Genomic DNA, 21,439 nt, shown 5'->3' with positions numbered 1-21,439 from the left:
GGATAAAGAAACCGAGAGACTTCCACGTCATTGCAAGACTTGATCTTGCAATCCATTTGAGTCGTCAACTTGTGGAAAGGCTGGCGAGAAACCACTATTGCTTCGACAAGTGGAAAGTTGAATTGGACCCCAAGATCAAGTCTTGGAGTGACGTCCGAAGGGTGGGCCAATTTCGCGGGAAATACTAAAATCAGGCACCCATGGCGGGGGTGCCGGGGACGGGAGCGCAGCGACCGGTGGCGGCAAGAAAAAGAGGGGGTCGGGGACGGGAGCGAAGCGACTGGTGGCGGCGCGGAAAAAAGCCTCACCCCTTCTTCACAACCGCTGGAATGGCCTTTTGAAACTTGATCTTGTCCATCACCACCTGGCTGTAGGTTTTGGAAATGAACGGCTGGCGCATCAGGCTGTTGCGGACGAAGCGGTGGAACGCGCGCATGTCGGTGGCCAGCACTTTCAGCACATAATCATATTCGCCTGTGGTGGCGTAGCATTCTAAAATCTCGGGAATGGATTCCACGAGATGGATAAATTGCTCGATATAGTCATCGCTGTGCCGCTGCAGGCTGACCTGCAGCAAAATGGTTTCCTGATAGCCCATTTTTTCTGGGGAGACGGTGAGGCCATAGCCTTGAATAACGCCCGCTTCCTCAAGCGCATTGATACGCCGCCAAACCGAGGAAACAGAGCTGCCCACCTGATTGGCGATCTCTTGGTTGGAGATGCGACTATTCTTTTGCAACAGCTCGAGTATCTTTCCATCAATTTGATCTATTTTGAGTGAGTTATTCAAAATTTAGCTCCAAGGCGAAAAGATTGTGCAAATTTGACCTTAATCACCTGCAAATCTGATCAGCTTTGTCAAGTAAAATAGGCGATAATGCCTCCTGATTAGAGGGGGACATAATGGATTTAACAACGCTTGATCGCGATATTTTTGCTTATCCTGATTATGAATTGCGCCACGGCATGGTGCGCGAGCGGGTCTTTTTGTCTGGCACCGATGTTCTGGTGCGTATTCCTGTTGAACAGGCCAAACTCGACGCGGCCAATAATCTCAATACGGCGGGCTTTATTTCCGGCTATCGCGGCTCCCCCCTCGGTGCCTATGACCAGGCCCTGGGCAAAGCCAAAAAAGTGCTCGATGAGCACAACATCGATTTTCTCCCCGCCATTAACGAGGACTTGGCCGCTACCTCTCTCATCGGCACGCAGGAAGTGGCCAGCGATCCGGAAAAAACGGTCGATGGCGTGTTTGGCATCTGGTACGGCAAGGGCCCCGGCGTTGATCGATCTGGCGATGCCTTGAAGCACGGCAACGCCCTCGGCGCCTCCAAACATGGCGGCGTGATCGCCTTTTTCGGCGACGATCATGGCTGCGTTTCCTCTTCCATGCCGCACCAGTCGGATCAGGCGGGCGAGCATTATATGATGCCTGTGCTGCACCCGGCCGGTGTCGCCGATTATATCCCCTTTGGCCTTTATGGCTTTGCCGCCTCCCGTTACACGGGCGCATGGATCGGGTTCAAAACCATCTCCGAAGTGCTGGAAAGCAGCGCCGCCATCGAAGTGCCGGAACCACGTCAATTCAAAGTGCCGAAGGATTACTCTCCGCCGCCTTTCGGCTTAAACCATGACCCCGCCACAAGCTTTGGTCCGGTGCTGGAGCAAAAGCTGCTCGCCCGACTGGATGCGATGCGCGCTTTCGCCAAAGCCAACCCGATTGACGAAGTGGCATTTGGTGCCAAACAGCCCAAAATCGCCATCGTTGCCGTGGGCAAAGCTTTTGCTGATTTGATGCAGACCCTGCGCGATCTGGACATCAGCGAAACCAAAGCCAAGCGCATGGGGCTTGGGGTCTATAAGGTGGGGCTGGTGTGGCCGATTGAGCCAACGGGCTATCAACGCTTTTTGGCGAAAGCCGAAAAACTGCTGGTGGTGGAAGAAAAGCGCGCTGTGGTGGAAACCCAGCTGAAAGAACTGTTTTTCAACCAGCACGACTTCACCATTATCGGCAAAAAAGACCTTGAGGGCGCCCCGCTTATCCCTGAAGCTGGTGAGTTGCGCCCCTCCATTTTGGCGCAGGTTGTTCATAACTTTTTGGACCTTGAAGGCCTTCCTCCTTCCGCCTCACCTGCGCCAACGCTTGACGAGATCGACGTGGCGCGCCGGGTGCCTTATTTCTGCTCCGGCTGCTCCCACAATCGATCCACCAAACTGCCCGACGGCAGCACCGCGCTGCCCGGCATTGGCTGCCATTATATGGCCTCGTGGATGGGCCGCGACACAGGCGGCATCGTGCAAATGGGCGGCGAGGGCGTCAATTGGATCGGCATGGAAAGCTATACTGGCAAGAAGCACATTTTTCAGAATTTGGGCGATGGCACCTATTTCCATTCTGGCATGATGGCCATGCGTCAGGCGATTGCCGCTAAGTCGAACGTGACCTACAAAATCCTTTATAACCACGCCGTCGCCATGACCGGCGGTCAGGATGTGGATGGCGAACTGAGCGTGGAAGCCATCGTCGCGCAACTTAAAGCCGAAGGCGTGGAGCGGATTGCGCTGGTGAGCGACCAGCCTGAACGGTTTGCCCCCGGCCTGATGCGCGGAAAGGGGCTGAGCCTTGACCACCGCAAAAACCTCGACGCGATCCAAACCGAATTGCGCGATATTGAGGGCGTTACTGCGCTGATCTACGATCAGGGCTGCGCCACCGAAAAACGCCGCAAGCGCAAACGCGGGCTGATCGAAGACCCGAAAAAGCGGGTCTTTATCAACCCTGATGTGTGCGAAGGCTGCGGTGATTGCTCGGTGCAATCAAACTGCATTTCTGTGAGTCCGGTAAAAACCAAATGGGGCGTGAAACGCACAATTGATCAATCGTCCTGCAATAAGGATTTTTCCTGCGTTGAAGGTTTTTGCCCGAGCTTCGTCACCATCGAAGGCGACGCGGAAAAGGCTACCGGAGACCAACATCGTCGCGAGCATTTGCTGACCCATATTGCCAGCTTGCCCGAGCCCAAATTTGCCACAACCGGCGAAGTGCTGATCACAGGTGTCGGCGGCACCGGGGTGGTGACCGTGGGGGCCGTGTTGGCCATGGCCGCGCATCTGCAAGGCAAAGGGGCGTCCGTGCTCGACTTTATGGGCTTTGCCCAAAAAGGTGGCGCAGTGATCTCTCACCTCAAAATTTTGGAAAAACGGGGGTTGGACAGGCCAGTGCGGATTGATAAGGGCGATGCCAATGCGGTGATTGCCTGCGATTTGGTGGTGGCCAATATGCCTGAGCCGATGGCCTGCCTCGACCCGAACAAAACCCATGTGATCGCCAACACCAAAATCCTGCCCACCGCAGATTTTGTGCTGCGCGGTTTGGCTGATTTCCAAGAAGAAATGCGGTTGAAAAAACTGAATGAAGGTGCAAAACATGTCGATTATTTCGACGTGACCGATCTGTCGGTGGCCCTGTTTGGCGACAGTGTTTTCTCCAACATGATGCTCACCGGCATGGCGTGGCAAAAAGGGCAAATCCCGCTGGATGGCGATGCCATCCGCCGCGCGATTGAATTGAACGGCAAGGCCATTGAGGCCAATTTGAATGCGTTTGAACTTGGGCGTTTGATCGCTGATCAACCAGAACTGTTTGCTGAAGATCAGGAAGCTGATCTTGAGCAAACATTGGAGCAATTGATCAGTGATCGCGCCGCTTTTTTAACCCGCTATCAAAACACTCAATATGCCGACCGTTATAAAGACGTGGTGGGCAAAGTGCAGGCCGCAGAAAATGCCTTCGGCAAAACCGGTTTAAGCGAAATTGTAGCGCATCAACTGGCGCGAGTGATGGCTTATAAGGACGAATATGAAGTCGCGCGCCTGCATCTTGAAACGGCCCATCTTAACGAGATGAAAGGGCGGTTTAAAGACGGCGCAAAAATGACCTTCCATATGGCCCCGCCAATGTTCAATTGGATCAAAGAACCAAATGGCCGCCCGAAAAAGTTCGCCATCCCGGGAGCGGTCGCTCTGCCCAGCTTGAAACTGCTCAACGCCATGCGTCCCTTGCGCGGCACCGCCTTCGACGTGTTCGGCATCAGCAAAGACCGCCGCGACGAACGCAAACTGCGCGACGATTATATCGCGCTGGTGGAAGATTTGGCGGCCAACCTGACCGCCGATAATCACAGCGATGCGATGAAAAAGGCCAAGCTGGTCGATATGGTCAAAGGCTATGGCGTGGTGAAAGAGCAGGCGATTGAGAAATATAAAAAGGCGCTGGCGGAACTGGCCTAGGGGATAGGCCGCAACCGTTGACAGCCACAGCGCTATCGGCGCTGTGACAAGTCACAATGCGTCAGAATTTCATCCACCACTTGGTCAAGCGGTTGGGTCGCATCAATGCGGATACCATTCTTCGGCACATCACCGCCAGAAGCATGCAGTTGACGTACTAACTCGCGTTCAGATTCGCGACCGCCCCAATCATCAGCAGGGCGCTGAGCCAGGCGATGATTGAGCGTTTCAAGATCAATTTCGAGCACAAAAACCTTGTCGAACAGGTGGATAAACTTATCGAAGTTTCGACTGCCGCCACAGAAAAAACTTGCCTGTTGGCTTTGGTCTTCCACCAATTGCTCCACCTTTGCCACATCCCAAATATGTGTATCGTGCCCGCCAGCGGAGAGTGGTTTTCCGGTTGCCGGGTCGCCGCAATAGGCGAATACGTTATCACCGTTTAATGCGTAATATCCCCGCCGTTCAAGCAGATGACAAACCGATGTTTTGCCAGTGCAAGAAATGCCTTCAATCAAATAATTTTGAATCCCCATGTTCCAAACCTAGCAGAGGTTTTAAGCGGGTAACACACAAAGTGACTTCTGTTTAGGGCGTCGATCTCACAAATCGGTGAAAATAAATGCATGTACATGCATTGACTTGAAGTTGAAAAATATTGTATGCACATGCAAATAAATGGTGCGGTGTTGAAATTGGCCATTTGTCTATAGGCGCGAGCGCAGGAACGTTCGGCGCGATTATTTTGTTTAGAGCGATCGATTGGTCGCGTGATGAGGAGCATAAAATGCATTGGATATATCTTGGCATCGCCGTTTTATTCGAGATTGCCGTGGCCATTTCTGCCGGAAAAGCGGATGGCTTTCGAAATTGGTTGTGGACGGCAGCAACATTGATCAGCGGCATATGCGCAACGTTGGCGCTGAGCTTTGCTTTGCTCACTTTTGATGTCGGCGTTGGTTATGCCATGTGGACCTCAATTGCCGGGGTTGGAATTGTTGCATTTGGCGCAGCGTTCGGCGAGCGTCTCAACTGGAAGAAAGTGGGCGGCATTGCCATGGTCATATTGGGCGTGATTGGTTTGCGTCTCAGCGGCGCAGCATAAAATCAGATTTTTAAAGCGAGAATAAAATGACATTAAATTCAAATCAAAATTTGTCCTTAAACGCGTGGATCAGCTTGCTGATTGCAAGCATGTTTGAAATTGGATATGCGCTGAGCGTGGACGCCAGTGAGGCCTTTTCAAATCTTCCATGGTCAATCACTGCCATCATATTTTTCCTGCTCACACTTTACTTTTTGAGCCGCGCGCTGCGGTCAATCGATGTGGGTGTCGGCTATGCAGTTTGGGCGGGCATTGGTGCAGTAGGCGCTGCAATCTTTGGATATTTGTTGTTCGATCAACAATTGGCGTTTCACCAAGGCATTTGGCTGGTTCTGATTATTGCCGGGGTCGTGTGGCTAAAGCTCGCTGACAGCGAGAAGCTGAATGGCTAGTGCTCGGGAAAAGCGCGAAAGAGCCTATCAGCTTGTGCACGCCTAATCGCGTGCACAACCTTGTGACAATCAAGTAGCCGAGCTAAGACTGAGATAATATTTCTGGCGAAATGGATGCAAGCCAATGTCAAAAGTTAGCGATTCATGGATGCGACTGATCCAAATAGTTGCAGGGGTTGAGGCCGAGCTCACCAAAATGCTGCAATCAAAATTCGCTATTGGCTTGTCAGAATTTCGCGCCTTGCAAGTGTTGGCCAAATCCCCAAAATTTGAATTGCGTATGCAAGACTTGGCCAACCATCTCGGCCTTAATCAAAGCTCAGTTTCAAGGATGGTGGAACGCTTGGAGCGCAACGGCCTCACCATACGAGATCTCTGCCCCGATGATCGGCGCGGTGTTTACACGGTGATCACAGATAAGGGGCGCGAGCATCTCAAAAATGCCGAGCCTGATTATGAAAAAGCGCTACGTGAAGCAATCAAAGCCAAGGGCGGAGAAGCGTTGCTGGAAATGCTGTTGCGCAAACATTAGCGTCTTAATCAACTTTTGGGGCAATAGATAGACGCCCTCAGGAAGTATGCATTGATTCTACCTGCCAGATGTCAAATTGGAAACGTTGCATAGAATCCTTTTTGCTTGACATATTCATTAATAAGCTAGTTAATTAATAATTGTTTAACTTTTTTAATTTGTGTCATGATGAAAAGCCATTTTTTAAATGCTATTGCGGTTTGCCTTATTCTGTCAGGTTGCAACCAATCATTTAAGGAAAAGCCAGCGGTTACCTATTCTCGCAGCGCCGAACAACTAGGTGTGAATGCTGTTTACCCGCCGAGAAGCGATATACAAGTGGGTGATATTTTTGCGGTTCAAGTGACGGGCAAGAAAGATCGATTTGATAGGAAAAGCGCGTTCTTTACGACAACAGATCAGCGGGATGCAATCAAAGCATATTTAAAGACACGATACATTTTTGATACAACGAAACTCGATCAACAAGACAACAGCAAGATTGGCTTCGCGCAGTCAGATTTCCCTTCCGGCACAGCATTTGCCATCGGAAATATTGAAAAATTGCCAATAGCTGCATTTCCCACAATTGAAATTGATACAGGACTTTCTGCCGGGGCCAGCGGCGGAGCGCAAGTCGGCGTTTTACAAACAGTCTTCGGCATAAATGCCAGCAAAAATTTACGCATGCGCCTTGCCTATAATCAGGTGCGAAGTTATGAAATTACGATACCGCGAGCCCTACATGAATTGAGGATATTTTGCGGTGGGCAACGACAGCCAGCACTTGCTTGTACGCAATCAAATTTATCTCAAGTAATCAACGCGAAGTACAATCTCGCTCCACACGACGAAGAGTTTGTCCGCTCATCGCAACTTCTGTTTGTCTCCAAAGTCTATTTGGCGCGTGAAATCAATTACACCTATTACGATGAGTATTTAGCTGCTCTTCTTGCCCGGGCAACCCAAGTCAATACCTCGCAGGGGGAGGAGCAAAGCGATGCGCCGGCCGAAAATAACGGTGCAGTTGAGATTAAGCCCATATTCAACATAAACACGACGCCTCAGAATTCGTCGGATTCCAATATTGACACACAAAATATTAATGAACGCATAAACGAAATCGAAACCGCTCTTTTAGAGTTGGCCGCAAAAAATAGTGATGTGCCGACCGTTAGCTTCGGCGTGTCCGGGTATAATGCGCAATCGGTGACCTTCAAACAGATATTTCAGCGGCCGGTCGTTGTTGGTTATGAGGGCGTGCATCAAATCCCTTTGGCTAAAACTGAATAGGGAGGAAAGTGAAAATGTCCCGACAACTATTTGGCGTGCTGTTATGTGTTTGGGTATGCGCCAGTTCGACACCCGCATACACGCAAGAAGACAATGCCGACGATGACAACAAATGCATCGTGCCGGACGTTGTTTTAGGCGGCGCTGGAGGTGGTGCGACTGGGCCGTTGTTTCGAGTGGCACCAAAGATATCTGAAATATTCCAAGAACTGCGTAATGAACATCCTGAAGCCTATGAAAGCGTTCTCAAAAAAATATCTAGTTATGACGAGGGCGTGAAATCAGACTTTGAGTTCGTTTTCGGCGCGCAAGTCGATGGCAATATGGTTCGCTTCGACGCAGAATACGCGCTTCGACAACAATATCAAAATCGCCTTGAGTTCGTGCAAAATTTGAACAAAATTCAGCGGGTTAATGAACGTGCACTTATTTTGCACGACAGCGGCCTATCCGGCTATGATAAGTTGAGCTCAGGTCTGATTAATTCTTTGACACGACAGAACGAGGAAATTGAAGAGATACTCAACGATCAACTCATGTCGCGCTAGACCGAAAAAAGGAGGGCGATGCCCTCCTTAATTTTAGCTTTCGTCGAAATCCAGCGTCAGTTCGTCGCTGGTGGGGCGGGTTTGGCAGGCGAGGGTGAAGCCGGCTTCAATTTCCCACGGCTCGAGTGAATAATTCACATCCATTTCGGCGCTGCCTTTGGCCACTTTGCAGCGGCAGGTACAGCACATGCCGCCTTTGCAGGAGAAGGGCAGTTCCAGCCCGTGTTTATGGGCGGCTTCCAGCACTGTGTCTTCCGGATCGGAAAGGGTGAAGCTGCGCTTGGTGCCATCCAGCACCACTTCGACCTTCACGCCTTGTTCCGCTGCTTCGCGTTGCGCCTTGGTGGGGGCTTTGCGTGGGGTTTGGCCATCGGCGGGGGTGAACAATTCATAGTGGATTTTGTCGTGCGCCACGCCAATGCCTTCAAGGCTTTGCCGGGCCACTTCAATCATTTCGCCGGGGCCGCACAAAAACACGCCATCTGCGGCTTTGGGATCAATTGCGCCGGTATTTACCAAGGCCTTGATTTTATCTGCATCAATGCGGCCATTCAAAATCGGCACGTCCTGATCTTCACGGCTGAGAATATGGATCAGCGTAAAGCGGTCCATAAACCGATCTTTCAAAAACTCAAGCTGCTCGCGGAACATGATGGTGCCGGTTTCGCGGTTGCCATAAACCAAGGTCACTTCCGCCTCGTCATCGCCTTCCAACAAGGATTGCGCGATGGACATCATCGGCGTGATGCCGGAACCAGCGGCGATCAACAGCGCCTTTTTCATGCCGCCAATATCGGCCACAAAACGCCCGTCCGGGGTCATCACCTCAAGCTGGTCGCCCACCTTCAGATCGTTGGCCGCGAAGCTGGAAAATACACCATCTTCCACCCGGCGAATGCCCACGGTGAGGTCATTGCACCCGAGCGGCGAGGAGACGGAATAAGACCGCCGCACATCCTTGCCATCAATGGTGCTGCGCAGGGTCAAATATTGCCCCGGCTTGAACGCATAGGCGTCGCGCAGATCATCGTTCAAGGTAAAGCTGATGGCGCGTGCATCCGGGGTCAGCTCTTCAATTTTCGAAATCGTCAGTGTGTGAAACTTAGGGGTCATCTTTTTCGGCCCTCAAATGCATTTGAAATAATCGAAAGGTTCACGACAGCTCGTGCAGCGATAATGCGCCTTGCACGCGGTGGACCCAAATTCAGATAGCTTTTCCGTGTCGGTGCTGCCGCATTTGGGGCAGGCGACAATGGTTTCGCCAAATAAAGCCAGCTTGGAGTTGGAGCCATTAACCGGGGGCGCGATGCCATAGGCGCGCAATTTTTCGCGGCCCTCATCGCTAATCCAGTCAGTGGTCCAGGGCGGTGACACAACACGCTCAATTTGCGGGTCAAACCCGGCTTCGCGTAGCGCCACCTCAATGGCCAATTCGATGGCCAACACGGCGGGACATCCGGTGTAAGTCGGCGTTACATAAGCCACCGCTTTGCCGTCTATCATTTGCACATCACGCAAAATGCCCAGCTCGGCCACATTCACGCATGGCACTTCCGGGTCAGGCACCAGAGCGGCGGCCTCCCATGCCTTTTGCGCGTCGGCAGAGCGGGTTGGTTTGAGTTGATGTACGTCCGCCATTGCCCTTACCAGCTCATATTCGGATAGGCGCGCTGCATATATTGCAGTTCGCTGAGCAGATGGCCCATCTCTTCACCATGATGCCCGGTGCGGCCCCCCAATTGCGGGTACTCCACCTCTGGCATAGTCAATTTGGCCTGGTCAAACACATTGGAAATGGTGTTGGTCCATTGGGCGCGCATGGCTTCACGATCTGGCAAAGCACCATTGTCAGCCGCCGCTTGCGCATCAGCAGACATATGGAACAGTTCTTCCACATAAGGGTGCAGTTCTGTGACTGCGTCTTGCATACGCTGCGCACTTTCCTCAGTGCCATCGCCAAGCCGCACCACCCATTCGCCGGTATGGCGAATATGGTAAGCCACTTCCTTAACCGATTTTCCAGCAATGCCGTGCACGGTTTCATCGCTGGATTGCAGCGCCGCTTCCCAATAGGGATGCATAAAGGCTGCAAAATAAAGTTGCTTCAGCATGGTGTGGGCAAAATCTTCATTTGGCCGTTCCACCAGCAGGCAGTTCTTATACTCACGGTCATAACGCAAATAGGCGAGTTGATCCTCGTCGCGCCCTTCGCCTTCAATTTCACCGGCATGGGTGTAAAGGCTGCGGGCGGCGCCGATCATATCAAGCGCCATATTTGGCATCGCCAAATCTTCCTCCAGCAACGGGGCGTGGCCGCACCATTCTGAAACCCGATGGCCAAGGATCAAATGATCGTCTGCCAGTTCGAGCAAAGCGTTGAACAAAGGCGCACTCATTACATATGCCCCACTTCTTCTGGAATGTCATAAAAGGTGGGGTGGCGATAAACCTTGTCGACGCCGGGTTCAAAATTTTCATCCGCCTGATCAGGATCAGAGGCGAAAATGGCCTTTGAAGGCACAACCCAAATGGAAACCCCTTCGCCGCGGCGTGTGTACGTGTCCCGTGCAGCTTGCAGCGCTAGCACTTCGTCAGCGGCGTGCAAAGAGCCGCAATGCTTGTGGGACAAGCCGTTGCGTGGACGGATAAAAACTTCCCAAAGTGGTGTTTCGTTAGACATAAAATTCCTCCCTATTCGGCGGCGTGTTGGGTTTGGCGGGCGGCGCGTTTTTCAGCGTGCGCCAAGGCAGCTTCCCGCACCCATGCGCCATCGTCCCATGCTTTTTTGCGGTCTTTAATGCGGTCGCGGTTCATTTTGCCATGGCCTTTCACCACGCGCCAAAACTCGTCCCAATCGATCTCGCCATGGTCATAACCGCCTTTGCCACCATTCTTGTCCGGGTTCCACTTCAGTTCGGGATCCGGCACGGTCAGGCCCAGATATTCGGCTTGTGGCACAGTGGCATCGATAAATTTCTGCCGCAGTTCATCATTGGAAAAGCGCTTGATTTTCCATTTCATGGACTGTTCAGAATGGCTGGACTCCGCATCATGCGGCCCGAACATCATCAGCGATGGCCACCACCAGCGATTGATGGAATCCTGCGCCATTTGCTTTTGTTCTTCGGTGCCATTGCACAGTGAGATCAAAATTTCATAGCCCTGGCGCTGGTGAAAGCTCTCTTCCTTACACACGCGGATCATCGCGCGGGCGTAAGGGCCATAAGAACAGCGGCAAAGCGGGATTTGGTTCATAATCGCCGCGCCATCAACCAGCCAGCCAATGGTGCCAATATCGGCCCAGGTTGGCGTAGGGTAATTGAAGATCGACGAATATTTCGCTTTGCCAGAAAGCAGCTCTTCGGTCATCTGCTCGCGGGTCACGCCCAGCGTTTCAGCAGCGGAATAAAGATAAAGCCCGTGGCCACCTTCATCCTGCACTTTCGCCAACAAGGCAGCTTTGCGGCGAAGGCTCGGCGCGCGGGTGATCCAATTGCCCTCAGGCAACATGCCGACAATTTCTGAATGGGCGTGTTGGCCGATCTGGCGCACTAATGTTTTGCGATAGCCATTCGGCATTGCATCATTGGGTTCAATCTTTTCTTCCCGGTCAATGCGGGCCTGAAACTTGGCCAGAAACTCTTCAGTTTCTTCCGTGGCGCCATCGGCACCAATCAATCCTTGTGAATACATATTGGCATCCCTCTCTCTGGATGTTAATAATACGTCACGAAATTTCACATATCAAGTAATTTTCGTAACATATTGGAGAGATGGGGATGGAAAATCGTCTAGATGCAGCAGCGCTGGAAGCGCTGATCGTCGAAATTTGCGCACCTTGGGTGCAAGAACTTGGTATCAAGGTGTTGGACCTTGGAGAAAATGGCGCCCGATTCGTGATGCCAGCGACCGAAAAAATCTTGCGGCACCGCGGCCCAAACGGCGGTTTGGTGAGTGGACAGGCGCTGATGGCCGGATCAGACACGGTCAGCTTTTTGGCGCTGAGTTACCTCAATGGCCGCTTCCGCAATTGCGTGACGGTCGATATGGCCACCAACTTTATGCGGCCCTTGCCCGAAGGCAATGTGATCTTCGACGCGAGGGTCCTCTCCAACGGCAAACGCCTCGCCACTACCCGCATCGACATTATGGCCGAAGGCAGCGAAAAAGTGGCGACCACCTCGACGGGCGTTTTTGCTTATATTGAGGAGTAGAACGGCCTTGCGGGTTTAAGACCCAGCTTAGGCCACACGCTCACACGTCATTACCGGGCTTGACCCGGTAATCCATTTCACGCTGGCCAAACGGCACGTGATCTAAGCATTGCACACTTTCGCAAGTGGACAGGTGAAATGGACCCCAAGATCAAGTCTTGGGGTGACGATTGTGGATGGGGCGGGCTTTTCAGCGCTGCCATTTCACACGGTGCTGCACCACATACAGCGTCACCCCAGACTTGATCCGGGGTCCAAGCAAGGGTGGCAATTAAACACCAGCGCGATGATAAATTGAGAGGCTTCATGGATTACCGGGTCAAGCCCGGTAATGACGAGCGAGGGGGTAGTTGAGCCTAAAACCGCTCAGCCAAAACCGTCCGCGCGGCAGTGCCATTCCCGTTCGACCACCAATCTTCTGATGGGCCAATCAATTGCCGATAAAGCCCACTCACCAAATGGTGGGCGGCGGCGCCGGGCCAGTCTTCGGGCAGTAAATGCGCGGGGAGGGGCGGTTGCTTCAAAATCAGCCGCCGCCATTCATGGATCAATAGAATACGGGCGCATAAGGCATCGATCGGGGAGAGGTCGGCCAGCTGTTCGGCCTGCTCACCCAAGGGCGTGAACCGATTGAGCAGGGCCTGATAATCGGCCTCAATTTCGGTCAGTTCCAATTTCTCGGCTACCCAGCGCGGCAGTTCATCGAGGTCAGCATCAATCAACAGGAGGTCCGCTTGCTGCAATTGGCGTAGTAAATGATCGCTCGGGTCAGCAAATAGCGCCACGCCATTGCGCAGGGCCATGCCGCCAAATCCGGCCAGCAGGGCATTGAGCTGTTCCCGTGCGGTGCCGATCACATCGGGGCCGACGGCAAAAATCAGTTTTTGTGGTGTTGGCGCATATTGGGCGCGGTAGATTTTTTCTGTGGCCGGGATAAAACTTTTCAGGCCCGCTGGCGACAAGCGATAAAAGCTGTTGCGGCCCTGGCGCTCGCGCGTCACCCAGCCTTCTTTCGCCAGGCGCGACATGGCGGTGCGCAAGGCGCCATTTTCCACGCCCATATGACCCAATATGGCCTGCAAATCGGCCATGGCCACCGTGCCCCCATGGGGCTGCACGGCATCACCAAAAATGGTGATGACCACGGACCAAACGCGCAATCGACCATCTGAATGCAGATGGTCGATCAAAGGTGAAATCAGCTGATGCGGTGCACTCATGCACCTTATGTACGCTCAAACGCCACCATGGTCAAAAGCTCATATTCGGCAACTTGCTCATCATCCTGATTGAACATATTCACGTGCCAGCGCACTTCGCCATATTCGTCGGTCCGCTTGGTTTTGCGCTTCACGGTCAGCGTCACGCGCACTTCATCGCCCGGGCTCACCGGCTTTTGGAAGCTGAGGCTGTTAAGGCCCGTATTTGCCAGCACCGGGCCGGGGTCAGGCTGCACAAACAAGCCCGCCGCAAAGCTCAAGAGCAAATAGCCATGCGCCACACGACCGGGGAAGAACGGGTTGGCCTCCGCCGCTTCTTCATCCATATGGGCATAGAAGGTGTCGCCCGTGAAATGCGCGAAATGCTCAATATCCTCAAGCGTCACGGTGCGTGATTTGGTCTGGATGGTTTCGCCAATTTCCAACTCGTGGAAGGTGCGGGTGAACGGATGGGCGGGGCCTTCTTTAAAGCGCGCGCCTTTCACATAAGTGCCGCCAATGCCGGTTAACAGATCAGGGCTGCCCTGCACCGCGGTGCGCTGCATATAATGGGTGACGCCACGCACGCCGCCCAATTCTTCGCCGCCGCCCGCGCGACCCGGGCCACCATGCACCATATGGGGCAAAGGTGAGCCATGCCCGGTGGATTCTTTCATGCTGTCGCGGTTGTTGAAATAAAGTCGACCATGCCATGCGGCCGCGCCCATGGTCAGCTCACGCGCCACATCGGCGTCATGGGTGATGACAGACGCCACAAGCGAGCCGCCGCCCTTGTTCATCAACTCAATGGCATGGCCAAGATCACGATAGCCCATCACGGTGGCCACGGGGCCAAAGGCTTCAGTGCAATGCACGATGGTGGCTTTGTCCGGGTCTTTACAATGGAACAACATCGGCGCAACAAAGGCACCATTTTCCAAGCCTTCGCCATTCAGCGGCAAATTGTTCTGATCACCAAAAACAAGCTCGCATTCACTGCCGATTTCAGCAGCTTTTTCCAGCACATCCTTTTTCTGATCCAGCGATGCCAAAGCGCCCATGCGGGTGCCTTCTGCGGTGGGGTCACCAATCACATTTTTGGCCAGCTTGGCGCTCAATGCGTCAATCACATTTTGTACCTGTGCGTCCGGCACAACCATCCGGCGGATGGCGGTACATTTTTGGCCCGCCTTGGCGGTCATCTCGCGCAACACTTCTTTGACGAACAGGTCAAATTCCGGTGTCTTCGGCGTTACATCCGGCCCAAGCACAGAAGCATTCAAGCTGTCTTGTTCTGCAATAAAGCGCACGCCATTTTTCTGGATATTGTCGTTGGATTTGAGGTAGGACGCTGTGGCGGCGGAGCCGGTAAAGCTCACCACATCCTGGCAATCCAAACGGTCAAGCAAATCGCCCGTGCCGCCCATCACCAATTGAATCGCACCTTCCGGCAAAATCCCGCTTTCCACCATCATTTTTACGCACGCTTCGGTGACATAGGAGGTGGAGGTGGCTGGCTTCACAATCGCAGGGACACCCGCCAACAGGGTGGGGGCGAGCTTTTCCAACATGCCCCAAACCGGGAAGTTGAACGCATTGATATGCACCGCAACGCCCAGCAACGGCGTGCAATAATGCTGACCTAAAAAGGTGCCGTTGCGTGACAAGATTTCGAGGTCGCCATCAGGATAAATATGCGCATCGGGCATTTCCCGACGGCCTTTGGAGGCGTAGACAAAAACAGTGCCGATACCCCCATCAATATCGATCTTGCTGTCGGCCAAGGTGGCGCCAGTTTTATACGACAATTCATAAAGCGGATCGCGGCGGTCATTCAGATAGGTTGCCAAAGCTTTGAGCATCCGCGCGCGATCATGAAAGGTCATTTTACGCAGTGCGGGGCCACCCTTTTGCTTGGCGAAATCGATCATTTGCTGGAAGTCGAGCTTGTCAGAACCTGCTTCGGCGATCTCCTCGCCCGTCACTGCAGAATAAATCTTGCGCACCTTGCCGGAAGGGGCCACCCATTGGCCTGCAGCAAAGCTTTCTAATTGCATCAAAGTCATTTTAAACCCTCTATTTTAATGTCGCAGGCAGTTTCGCATAGCCGCGGAAGCGAATGCGTCCGCCCAGCTCTGCTTCGCCTGTCAATTTGTAATCTGGATAGGCCTTGAGGAACCGGTTGACCGCAATGCGGCCCTCCATCCGCGCCAATTGAAAGCCGACGCAAAGGTGCGGCCCGCCCGCAAAGGCCAAATGCCGATTTGGCTTGCGCGCCAGGATCAATTGGTCCGGCTGATCAAACTGCGCCGGATCGCGATTGGCCGCGCCAATGGCCAAATGTAAGTTTGTGCCTTTGGGGAACTTGAACCCGTCGAGCTCAATATCTTCAGTGGTTTCCCGGTTGCCAAACTGGTTGGGCGATAGAAAACGCAAAAACTCATCAACCCCGGTTTTGATCAAATCCGGGCCCTGTTTCAGCGCCTGCATCTGCTCTGGAAATTCATGCAGCACCGCCAAGGCATTGCCGATCAAATTGGTCGTGGTTTCGTGCCCGGCATTGAGAATGAAAATGCAATTTTGCAGCAATTCGGTCCCAGACAATTGCCCTTCTTCGCTTTCAATCAGGCGGGTCAATACATCGGTTTCCGGATCGCCGGGATATTTCCGCCGATGGTCCGCAAGGTCTTTCAGATAAAGCTTAAAGTCTTTGACCGACTGATTGCCCCATGCTTCTTGTTCCGGCGTGAGCGTTGGCTCCAACGCGCCCAAAATCGCTAAGGACCAGTCGCGCAAAGGTTCCCGATCTTCCATGGGCATATTGAACATATTGCCAATGATCTGGATTGGGATTTTGCTGGCGAAATCTTCGATCAAATCCACTTCAGTGCGATCCGCCATATCGGCTAGCAGCATATCGATGGTGTCGATCAGCCCCGGCTCCATATTGGAAATGGCGCGGGCATTAAGCGCCCCCACCATGATTTTGCGCACACGGGTGTGCAAAGGCGGGTCGTTAAACACCAGCGAGGTGGTGTGGTGCTCATAAAGCGGCGCATCGCCGCCAAACTTCGGCAGAAAAGCCTGCTTCTTGTCCGACGAATAAAGCGTGGTGTCGCGATAGATGCGATCCAGATCGGCAAAGCGCGACAGAATAAACGAGCCATCCGGCTGTGGTAGCACCGGCTGATGCGCCAGCATGGCGCGATAATAGGGAAACGGGTCTTGAATAAACCCGGCAGGGGGATGGTTCAGGTCAAATCCATCGATCAAATCGCGACCAATCTCGCTCATGAAAGCCTCCCCGCCACGCGCCAGCTATTGGGGCTTTGCGCCACAACTTCGGCCATGGCCTGTTTCACCTTGTCCATGCCAATCTGTTCGCCATAATGCATGGGCCCGCCGCGCCAGCGCGGAAAGCCATAACCATGAATTTTCACCAGATCGACATCGAGATCGCGTTCGGCAATCCCTTCTTCAACAATCAATGCCCCTTCATTGATCATCACCGCCATCAGCCGATCCACAATCTCCTGATCGGTAAAGTCGCGGCGCGTGACACCTGCCTGCGCGGCTTCCTCAATGATCAGGTCCGTCACAAACGGATCGTCCTGTGGCGTGCGATTGCCTTCTTCATATTGGTACCAGCCTTTTTGGCTGCGCTGGCCAAACCGCTCGGCCTCGCACAGCAAATCACCGATGCGGACATAGCGTTCGTCGGCGGGGCGTGTCGCGGCTTGCCGTTTGCGGTTGGCCCAGGCAATTTGCAGTCCGGTCAAATCTTGCAGCTCATAAGGCCCCATGGGCATGCCAAAATCGCGCATGGCGCGGTCAATCTGGCGCGGGGTGCAGCCATCCATCAGCAGATAATCGGCCTGCCGCCGATAGGCAGAGAGAATGCGGTTGCCGATAAAGCCGTCGCAAATGCCTGACAACACACCTACCTTGCGCAGGCGTTTGCCAAGATCAAAGCCCGTGGCCAACACATCTTTTGATGTGGTAGGCAGTTTGACGATTTCCAGCAGCTTCATAATGTGCGCAGGCGAGAAGAAATGCAGGCCAATAAAACGGGCCGGATTGTCGATGCCCTCAAAGATTTGCGTCGGGTCGAGATAGGACGTGTTGGTGGCCAAAATCGCGTCACTGCGCATATGCGCCGCCAGCGATTGGAACACCGGCTGCTTCACCGCCAAATCTTCAAACACAGCTTCAATCGCCAAATCTGCCGATGCCGACGCGGCATAATCTGACGAGGCGGAGAGCGCTGAGCGCAGCTTCACCGCTTTCTCATCTGAAATTTTACCGCGTTTAATGCCGCCCTCGATCAGGCCTGCAATGCGGTCCTGCCCAGCTTGCGCGGCGTCATCATCCCGCTCAATCAAAATGACTTGGTAGCCCGCCTGCAAGCAGGCAAAAGCGATGCCCGCGCCCATCAGGCCGCCGCCGACCACGCAGATTGTGTTGATCTCAAGCGGCGTGCCGCCCTCAATGGCTTTTGGCTTGGTCACCGCGCGTTCCGCAAAAAACACATGCCGAAGGGCTTGGCTTTGGGCGCTGTCGCGCAAATCCAAATGCAATTGACGCTCTTTGGGTTGCCCTTCAGCAAAGGGCAAAGTTGCCGCCCATTCGATGGCCTTTAGGTTGTCGAGCGGCGACGATTGCCCCTTGGCGCGTTTTTTGATCTCCGCGTGTTTTTGCGCGAAATAGTCGCTATCCACCGGCGCAATATCGCGGGCGCTGACTTTGGTGGGACGCGCAGGCAAATCGGCGGCAAAAGCAAGGCCCGCTTCTAGCGGATCGCCTTCAAAAATGCCGTCTAAACCGCCGAGCTCTTGCAGCTTTGCGGCATCAATCATTTTGCCTGTGGTCGCCAGATCAATGGCGGCATCAACGCCGATCAAACGCGGCAAACGTTGCGAGCCGCCGGCGCCGGGCACCAGGCCCAAATTCACTTCCGGCAAGCCAAAGCGTGTACCATTTTGCGCCAACCGGAAGGCGCAGGCCATGGCCAATTCAAAGCCGCCGCCTAAAGTGGTGCCGTGCACCGCCGCGATCCAGGGCACGCTGCTGTCTTCAATCGCTTGATACACATCTGGAAGGTGAGGCAATTGCGGCGGCTTGCCGAATTCTGAGATGTCGCCGCCCGCCACAAACGTGCGGCCCGCGCCATAAACAATGGCCGCTTTCGCGCCAGCCTGTCCAATTTGCGCGACCGCATCCAGCAACCCTTGGCGCACAGCCTGCCCCGTTGCGTTCACCGGCGGATTATTGATCTCCACCCGCGCCACTTGATCCTGAATATCGACCCGTACCACGTCAGACACTAATTTGCTCCCCCACTGCCGATCTTCGTTGAAACATATATTGACCAACCAGTCGGTTTATGTAAAGCTAATTTTCAAATGGAGATTGTTCTCGCGGTTTCGAAACGAAAAAAGCGACTACTTAGGGGAGGTTGGCGTGAGCGATACAATCATCGTCACCAAAAATGAGACTTGGGTTGAGATCGCACTCAACCGTCCAGACCGTCTGAATTCGTTCAACGACGAGATGCATGAGGTGCTGCAAAAGGCGCTGACTGAAGCGAAAAATGATGATTCTGTGCGCGCGATTCTGCTCACCGGGTCTGGTCGTGGTTTTTGCGCCGGGCAGGATTTGGATGCCCGCGATCCACGCAAAATGACATCGCCGCCGGATTTGCAGGCTACCATCTCCAATTTCTATAACCCGCTGGTGCGTTTGATCCGGTCGATCAATAAGCCAATCATCTGCGCCGTAAATGGCGTTGCGGCTGGGGCTGGGGTCAATATCGCACTGGGCTGCGACATTGTGCTGGCGGCGGAGAGCGCCAAATTTATTCAAAGCTTTGCCAAAGTCGGGTTGGTGCCGGATGCAGGTGGTAGCTGGATTTTGCCACGCCTGATCGGCGAGGCCCGCGCCAAATATATCTGCATGACCGCAACGCCCGTTATGGCCAAACAGGCCGTGGAATGGGGCATGATCTGGCAAGCTGTGGCCGATGATCAATTAATGGATGACGCACGCAAGCTGACGGCGCAGATGGCCGAAGGCCCAACATTTGGTCTAGGGCAAATGAAGCAAGCGCTGCAAACCTCGCATGACCATACGCTCGACGAGCATTTGGATGTGGAAGCTGAAATGCAGGGTCGGTGCGGTCGCTCAAAAGACTATGCCGAAGGGGTGAGTGCCTTTTTGGATAAGCGGCCCACCCAATTTGGGGGCATTGAATAATGAGCCCTCAGGAGCGCGCTGAACGCGCCGCCAAAGCCATGTGGGACAATGATTCCGCCTCGCAGCGGGTTGGGATGACATTGGATCATGTGGGGCCGGGCACGGCCACCTTGTCGTTGCCCTTGCGGCCCGAACATTTGAATGGCCATAAAATTTGCCATGGCGGCTATATGTTCATGTTGGCCGACAGCGCCTTTGCCTTTGCGTGCAACAGCTACAACCAACTGGCTGTGGCCTATCAAAATTCAATCACCTATGTGCAGCCCGGCATGGAAGGCGACGTTTTAACCGCAAAAGCGGTGGAAGTCAGCAAAGCCGGGCGCGCGGGCATTTATGATGTGACCATCACCAACCAGAACGGCGAGGCATTGGCGCATTTTCGCGGCCATTCGCGCACCGTGAAGGGAACCCATTTTGAGGAGAATGAGGCGTGACAGAAGCCTATTTGTGCGAAGGATTTAGAACGCCGATTGGCCGTTTTGGCGGCACGCTGGCGGCAGTGCGGCCCGACGATATGTTGGCGCATGTGATCAAAAAGACCATCGAAGCTGCGCCCGGTTTGGACCAAAGCGCCATCGATGATTGCTATATGGGTTGTGCCAACCAGGCAGGTGAAGATAACCGCAATGTGGCGCGCATGGCGACCCTCTTGGCAGGGCTTTCAACCTCAGTGCCCGGCACCACCATCAACCGCTTGTGCGGCTCTGGCATGGATGCGGTGGGCATGGCGGCCCGCGCCATCAAGGCAGGCGAAGCCGAGGTGATTTTGGCAGGTGGCGTGGAAAGCATGAGCCGTGCCCCGTTTGTGATGCCAAAGGCTGACACGGCCTTTTCCCGTAAGGCGGAGATTTACGACACCACCATCGGCTGGCGTTTCGTCAATAAGCTGATGAAGGCGCAATATGGCATAGATTCCATGCCGGAAACCGGTGAGAATGTTGCTGAGGATTTCAACATTTCCCGTGAAGATCAGGACGCTTTCGCCCTGCGCTCACAGGAAAAGGCCGCCAAAGCCATCGCCTCTGGCCGTTTGGCACAGGAAATTGTGGCGGTGGATATCCCTCAGCGCAAAAAAGACCCGATTGTGTTTGATACAGACGAGCATCCGCGCCAAAGCACGCTCGAGAAACTAGCCAGCCTGCCCACGCCGTTCCGCGAGGGCGGTTCTGTGACTGCTGGTAATGCGTCCGGCGTCAATGACGGTGCGGCGGCGATGATCATTGCCTCAAAAGCGGCTAGTGAAAAATATGGATTGACCCCGAAGGCGCGGATCACTGGCCTTGCCACAGCAGGTGTCGAGCCGCGCATTATGGGCATCGGCCCCGCGCCAGCATCGGAAAAGCTGCTGGATCGTTTGGGGCTTAAAATCACAGATGTGGATTTGATCGAGCTGAACGAAGCATTCGCATCGCAGGGCATTGCCGTGTTGCGCCAATTGGGCGTGGCGGAAGATGCGGATTTCGTCAATCCAAATGGCGGCGCGATTGCCCTTGGCCACCCGTTGGGGATGAGCGGCGCGCGTCTGGCGCTGACCGCAGGTGTTGAGATGATGAACACAGGTGCCAACCGCGCTTTGTGCACCATGTGCATCGGCGTTGGCCAAGGCATTGCCTTGATGTTGGAGCGCCCATAGGC

Annotated in this window: 21 protein-coding genes; 10 read left to right on the top strand and 11 right to left on the bottom strand. The window is 53.9% G+C overall.

The features are described 5' to 3' along the window. Positions 1–304 precede the first annotated feature (304 nt). Positions 305–790, bottom strand: a complete 486-nt coding sequence (locus tag ACP15Y_RS07420; RefSeq protein WP_424982378.1) for an Lrp/AsnC family transcriptional regulator — start codon at positions 788–790, stop codon at positions 305–307. A gap of 113 nt (positions 791–903) precedes the next feature. On the opposite strand from ACP15Y_RS07420, the gene ACP15Y_RS07415 reads away from it, so the two are divergent. Continuing rightward, complete coding sequence (locus ACP15Y_RS07415; RefSeq protein WP_424982377.1) at positions 904–4,290, top strand: indolepyruvate ferredoxin oxidoreductase family protein; 3,387 nt, start codon at positions 904–906, stop codon at positions 4,288–4,290. Between the two features lie 32 nt (positions 4,291–4,322). On the opposite strand, the gene ACP15Y_RS07410 is transcribed toward ACP15Y_RS07415, so the two are convergent. After that, positions 4,323–4,826 (bottom strand): AAA family ATPase, encoded by a 504-nt coding sequence (locus ACP15Y_RS07410; protein WP_424982375.1) that lies wholly within the window; start codon positions 4,824–4,826, stop codon positions 4,323–4,325. Positions 4,827–5,077: 251 nt separating this feature from the next. Between ACP15Y_RS07410 and ACP15Y_RS07405 the strand changes: the two genes are divergently transcribed. The 5 genes from ACP15Y_RS07405 (at position 5,078) to ACP15Y_RS07385 (ending at position 8,139) form a co-directional block, all read left to right on the top strand. Then, entirely contained in the window at positions 5,078–5,395 is a 318-nt protein-coding gene (locus tag ACP15Y_RS07405) for a DMT family transporter (protein ID WP_424982374.1), read from the top strand. Positions 5,396–5,421: 26 nt separating this feature from the next. Beyond that, positions 5,422–5,787 carry a DMT family transporter gene (locus ACP15Y_RS07400; protein ID WP_424982372.1) on the top strand — a complete coding sequence of 122 codons (366 nt, stop codon included), beginning with the start codon at positions 5,422–5,424 and terminating at the stop codon, positions 5,785–5,787. A 124-nt stretch (positions 5,788–5,911) separates the two neighbouring features. Further along, on the top strand, positions 5,912–6,319 hold the full coding sequence (locus ACP15Y_RS07395) for a MarR family winged helix-turn-helix transcriptional regulator (protein ID WP_424982371.1): 408 nt from the start codon (positions 5,912–5,914) through the stop codon (positions 6,317–6,319). Between the two features lie 165 nt (positions 6,320–6,484). Next, positions 6,485–7,591, top strand: a complete 1,107-nt coding sequence (locus ACP15Y_RS07390) for a hypothetical protein (protein WP_424982370.1) — start codon at positions 6,485–6,487, stop codon at positions 7,589–7,591. A gap of 14 nt (positions 7,592–7,605) precedes the next feature. Continuing rightward, positions 7,606–8,139, top strand: coding sequence for a hypothetical protein (locus tag ACP15Y_RS07385; protein WP_424982369.1), 534 nt, complete (start codon positions 7,606–7,608; stop codon positions 8,137–8,139). A gap of 33 nt (positions 8,140–8,172) precedes the next feature. Here the strand turns inward: ACP15Y_RS07385 and ACP15Y_RS07380 are convergent, their stop codons facing one another. The 5 genes from ACP15Y_RS07380 to paaA are packed head-to-tail and all read right to left on the bottom strand — an operon-like array spanning position 8,173 to position 11,832. After that, positions 8,173–9,252 (bottom strand): 2Fe-2S iron-sulfur cluster-binding protein, encoded by a 1,080-nt coding sequence (locus ACP15Y_RS07380; RefSeq protein WP_424982368.1) that lies wholly within the window; start codon positions 9,250–9,252, stop codon positions 8,173–8,175. A gap of 12 nt (positions 9,253–9,264) precedes the next feature. Next, positions 9,265–9,777 carry a 1,2-phenylacetyl-CoA epoxidase subunit PaaD gene (gene paaD / locus ACP15Y_RS07375; protein ID WP_424982367.1) on the bottom strand — a complete coding sequence of 171 codons (513 nt, stop codon included), beginning with the start codon at positions 9,775–9,777 and terminating at the stop codon, positions 9,265–9,267. A 5-nt stretch (positions 9,778–9,782) separates the two neighbouring features. Beyond that, positions 9,783–10,535, bottom strand: coding sequence for a 1,2-phenylacetyl-CoA epoxidase subunit PaaC (paaC, locus tag ACP15Y_RS07370; protein WP_424982365.1), 753 nt, complete (start codon positions 10,533–10,535; stop codon positions 9,783–9,785). Then, positions 10,535–10,819, bottom strand: coding sequence for a 1,2-phenylacetyl-CoA epoxidase subunit PaaB (gene paaB / locus ACP15Y_RS07365; RefSeq protein WP_424982363.1), 285 nt, complete (start codon positions 10,817–10,819; stop codon positions 10,535–10,537). The genes paaC and paaB overlap by 1 nt, the downstream gene beginning before the upstream one ends. Before the next feature lie 11 nt (positions 10,820–10,830). Next, the gene (paaA, locus tag ACP15Y_RS07360; RefSeq protein ID WP_424982362.1) at positions 10,831–11,832 is read right to left on the bottom strand and encodes a 1,2-phenylacetyl-CoA epoxidase subunit PaaA; all 1,002 of its coding nucleotides are present in this window, start codon (positions 11,830–11,832) and stop codon (positions 10,831–10,833) included. Positions 11,833–11,918: 86 nt separating this feature from the next. Here paaA and ACP15Y_RS07355 point away from each other — a divergent pair, with 86 nt between their 5' ends. Next, complete coding sequence (locus tag ACP15Y_RS07355) at positions 11,919–12,353, top strand: PaaI family thioesterase (protein ID WP_424982360.1); 435 nt, start codon at positions 11,919–11,921, stop codon at positions 12,351–12,353. Between the two features lie 356 nt (positions 12,354–12,709). On the opposite strand, the gene ACP15Y_RS07350 is transcribed toward ACP15Y_RS07355, so the two are convergent. From ACP15Y_RS07350 to ACP15Y_RS07335, 4 genes are read right to left on the bottom strand one after another with little or no spacing between them, the layout of a single operon-like run. Next, complete coding sequence (locus ACP15Y_RS07350; protein WP_424982359.1) at positions 12,710–13,573, bottom strand: PaaX family transcriptional regulator C-terminal domain-containing protein; 864 nt, start codon at positions 13,571–13,573, stop codon at positions 12,710–12,712. A gap of 5 nt (positions 13,574–13,578) precedes the next feature. Beyond that, complete coding sequence (paaZ, locus tag ACP15Y_RS07345; RefSeq protein ID WP_424982357.1) at positions 13,579–15,618, bottom strand: phenylacetic acid degradation bifunctional protein PaaZ; 2,040 nt, start codon at positions 15,616–15,618, stop codon at positions 13,579–13,581. Between the two features lie 10 nt (positions 15,619–15,628). Then, positions 15,629–16,846, bottom strand: a complete 1,218-nt coding sequence (locus tag ACP15Y_RS07340; RefSeq protein ID WP_424982356.1) for a cytochrome P450 — start codon at positions 16,844–16,846, stop codon at positions 15,629–15,631. After that, the gene (locus ACP15Y_RS07335) at positions 16,843–18,876 is read right to left on the bottom strand and encodes an FAD-dependent oxidoreductase (protein WP_424982355.1); all 2,034 of its coding nucleotides are present in this window, start codon (positions 18,874–18,876) and stop codon (positions 16,843–16,845) included. The genes ACP15Y_RS07340 and ACP15Y_RS07335 overlap by 4 nt, the downstream gene beginning before the upstream one ends. Before the next feature lie 136 nt (positions 18,877–19,012). Here ACP15Y_RS07335 and paaG point away from each other — a divergent pair, with 136 nt between their 5' ends. From paaG to pcaF, 3 genes are read left to right on the top strand one after another with little or no spacing between them, the layout of a single operon-like run. Then, complete coding sequence (gene paaG, locus ACP15Y_RS07330) at positions 19,013–19,804, top strand: 2-(1,2-epoxy-1,2-dihydrophenyl)acetyl-CoA isomerase PaaG (RefSeq protein ID WP_424982354.1); 792 nt, start codon at positions 19,013–19,015, stop codon at positions 19,802–19,804. Next, positions 19,804–20,238 (top strand): hydroxyphenylacetyl-CoA thioesterase PaaI, encoded by a 435-nt coding sequence (gene paaI, locus ACP15Y_RS07325; protein WP_236112980.1) that lies wholly within the window; start codon positions 19,804–19,806, stop codon positions 20,236–20,238. Before paaG ends, paaI begins: the two co-directional genes overlap by 1 nt. After that, positions 20,235–21,437 carry a 3-oxoadipyl-CoA thiolase gene (gene pcaF / locus ACP15Y_RS07320; RefSeq protein WP_424982352.1) on the top strand — a complete coding sequence of 401 codons (1,203 nt, stop codon included), beginning with the start codon at positions 20,235–20,237 and terminating at the stop codon, positions 21,435–21,437. Before paaI ends, pcaF begins: the two co-directional genes overlap by 4 nt. Positions 21,438–21,439 lie beyond the last annotated feature (2 nt).

This window comes from Maritalea sp. S77 (genome assembly GCF_049801075.1).
GTDB lineage: Bacteria > Pseudomonadota > Alphaproteobacteria > Rhizobiales > Devosiaceae > Maritalea.
This window is presented reverse-complemented; position numbering and strand designations above follow the sequence as displayed.

What these genes read in the sequence shown, in the direction of transcription:
- ACP15Y_RS07350 (WP_424982359.1), bottom strand. Translation starts at nt 13,573, where the DNA reads ATGAGTGCACCGCATCAGCTGATTTCACCTTTGATCGACCATCTGCAT.
- paaA (WP_424982362.1), bottom strand. Translation starts at nt 11,832, where the DNA reads ATGTATTCACAAGGATTGATTGGTGCCGATGGCGCCACGGAAGAAACT.
- paaI (WP_236112980.1), top strand. Translation starts at nt 19,804, where the DNA reads ATGAGCCCTCAGGAGCGCGCTGAACGCGCCGCCAAAGCCATGTGGGAC.
- ACP15Y_RS07380 (WP_424982368.1), bottom strand. Translation starts at nt 9,252, where the DNA reads ATGACCCCTAAGTTTCACACACTGACGATTTCGAAAATTGAAGAGCTG.
- paaD (WP_424982367.1), bottom strand. Translation starts at nt 9,777, where the DNA reads ATGGCGGACGTACATCAACTCAAACCAACCCGCTCTGCCGACGCGCAA.
- paaC (WP_424982365.1), bottom strand. Translation starts at nt 10,535, where the DNA reads ATGAGTGCGCCTTTGTTCAACGCTTTGCTCGAACTGGCAGACGATCAT.
- ACP15Y_RS07410 (WP_424982375.1), bottom strand. Translation starts at nt 4,826, where the DNA reads ATGGGGATTCAAAATTATTTGATTGAAGGCATTTCTTGCACTGGCAAA.
- ACP15Y_RS07415 (WP_424982377.1), top strand. Translation starts at nt 904, where the DNA reads ATGGATTTAACAACGCTTGATCGCGATATTTTTGCTTATCCTGATTAT.
- ACP15Y_RS07340 (WP_424982356.1), bottom strand. Translation starts at nt 16,846, where the DNA reads ATGAGCGAGATTGGTCGCGATTTGATCGATGGATTTGACCTGAACCAT.
- ACP15Y_RS07390 (WP_424982370.1), top strand. Translation starts at nt 6,485, where the DNA reads ATGATGAAAAGCCATTTTTTAAATGCTATTGCGGTTTGCCTTATTCTG.
- ACP15Y_RS07385 (WP_424982369.1), top strand. Translation starts at nt 7,606, where the DNA reads ATGTCCCGACAACTATTTGGCGTGCTGTTATGTGTTTGGGTATGCGCC.
- paaB (WP_424982363.1), bottom strand. Translation starts at nt 10,819, where the DNA reads ATGTCTAACGAAACACCACTTTGGGAAGTTTTTATCCGTCCACGCAAC.
- ACP15Y_RS07405 (WP_424982374.1), top strand. Translation starts at nt 5,078, where the DNA reads ATGCATTGGATATATCTTGGCATCGCCGTTTTATTCGAGATTGCCGTG.
- ACP15Y_RS07355 (WP_424982360.1), top strand. Translation starts at nt 11,919, where the DNA reads ATGGAAAATCGTCTAGATGCAGCAGCGCTGGAAGCGCTGATCGTCGAA.
- ACP15Y_RS07400 (WP_424982372.1), top strand. Translation starts at nt 5,422, where the DNA reads ATGACATTAAATTCAAATCAAAATTTGTCCTTAAACGCGTGGATCAGC.
- ACP15Y_RS07395 (WP_424982371.1), top strand. Translation starts at nt 5,912, where the DNA reads ATGTCAAAAGTTAGCGATTCATGGATGCGACTGATCCAAATAGTTGCA.
- paaZ (WP_424982357.1), bottom strand. Translation starts at nt 15,618, where the DNA reads ATGACTTTGATGCAATTAGAAAGCTTTGCTGCAGGCCAATGGGTGGCC.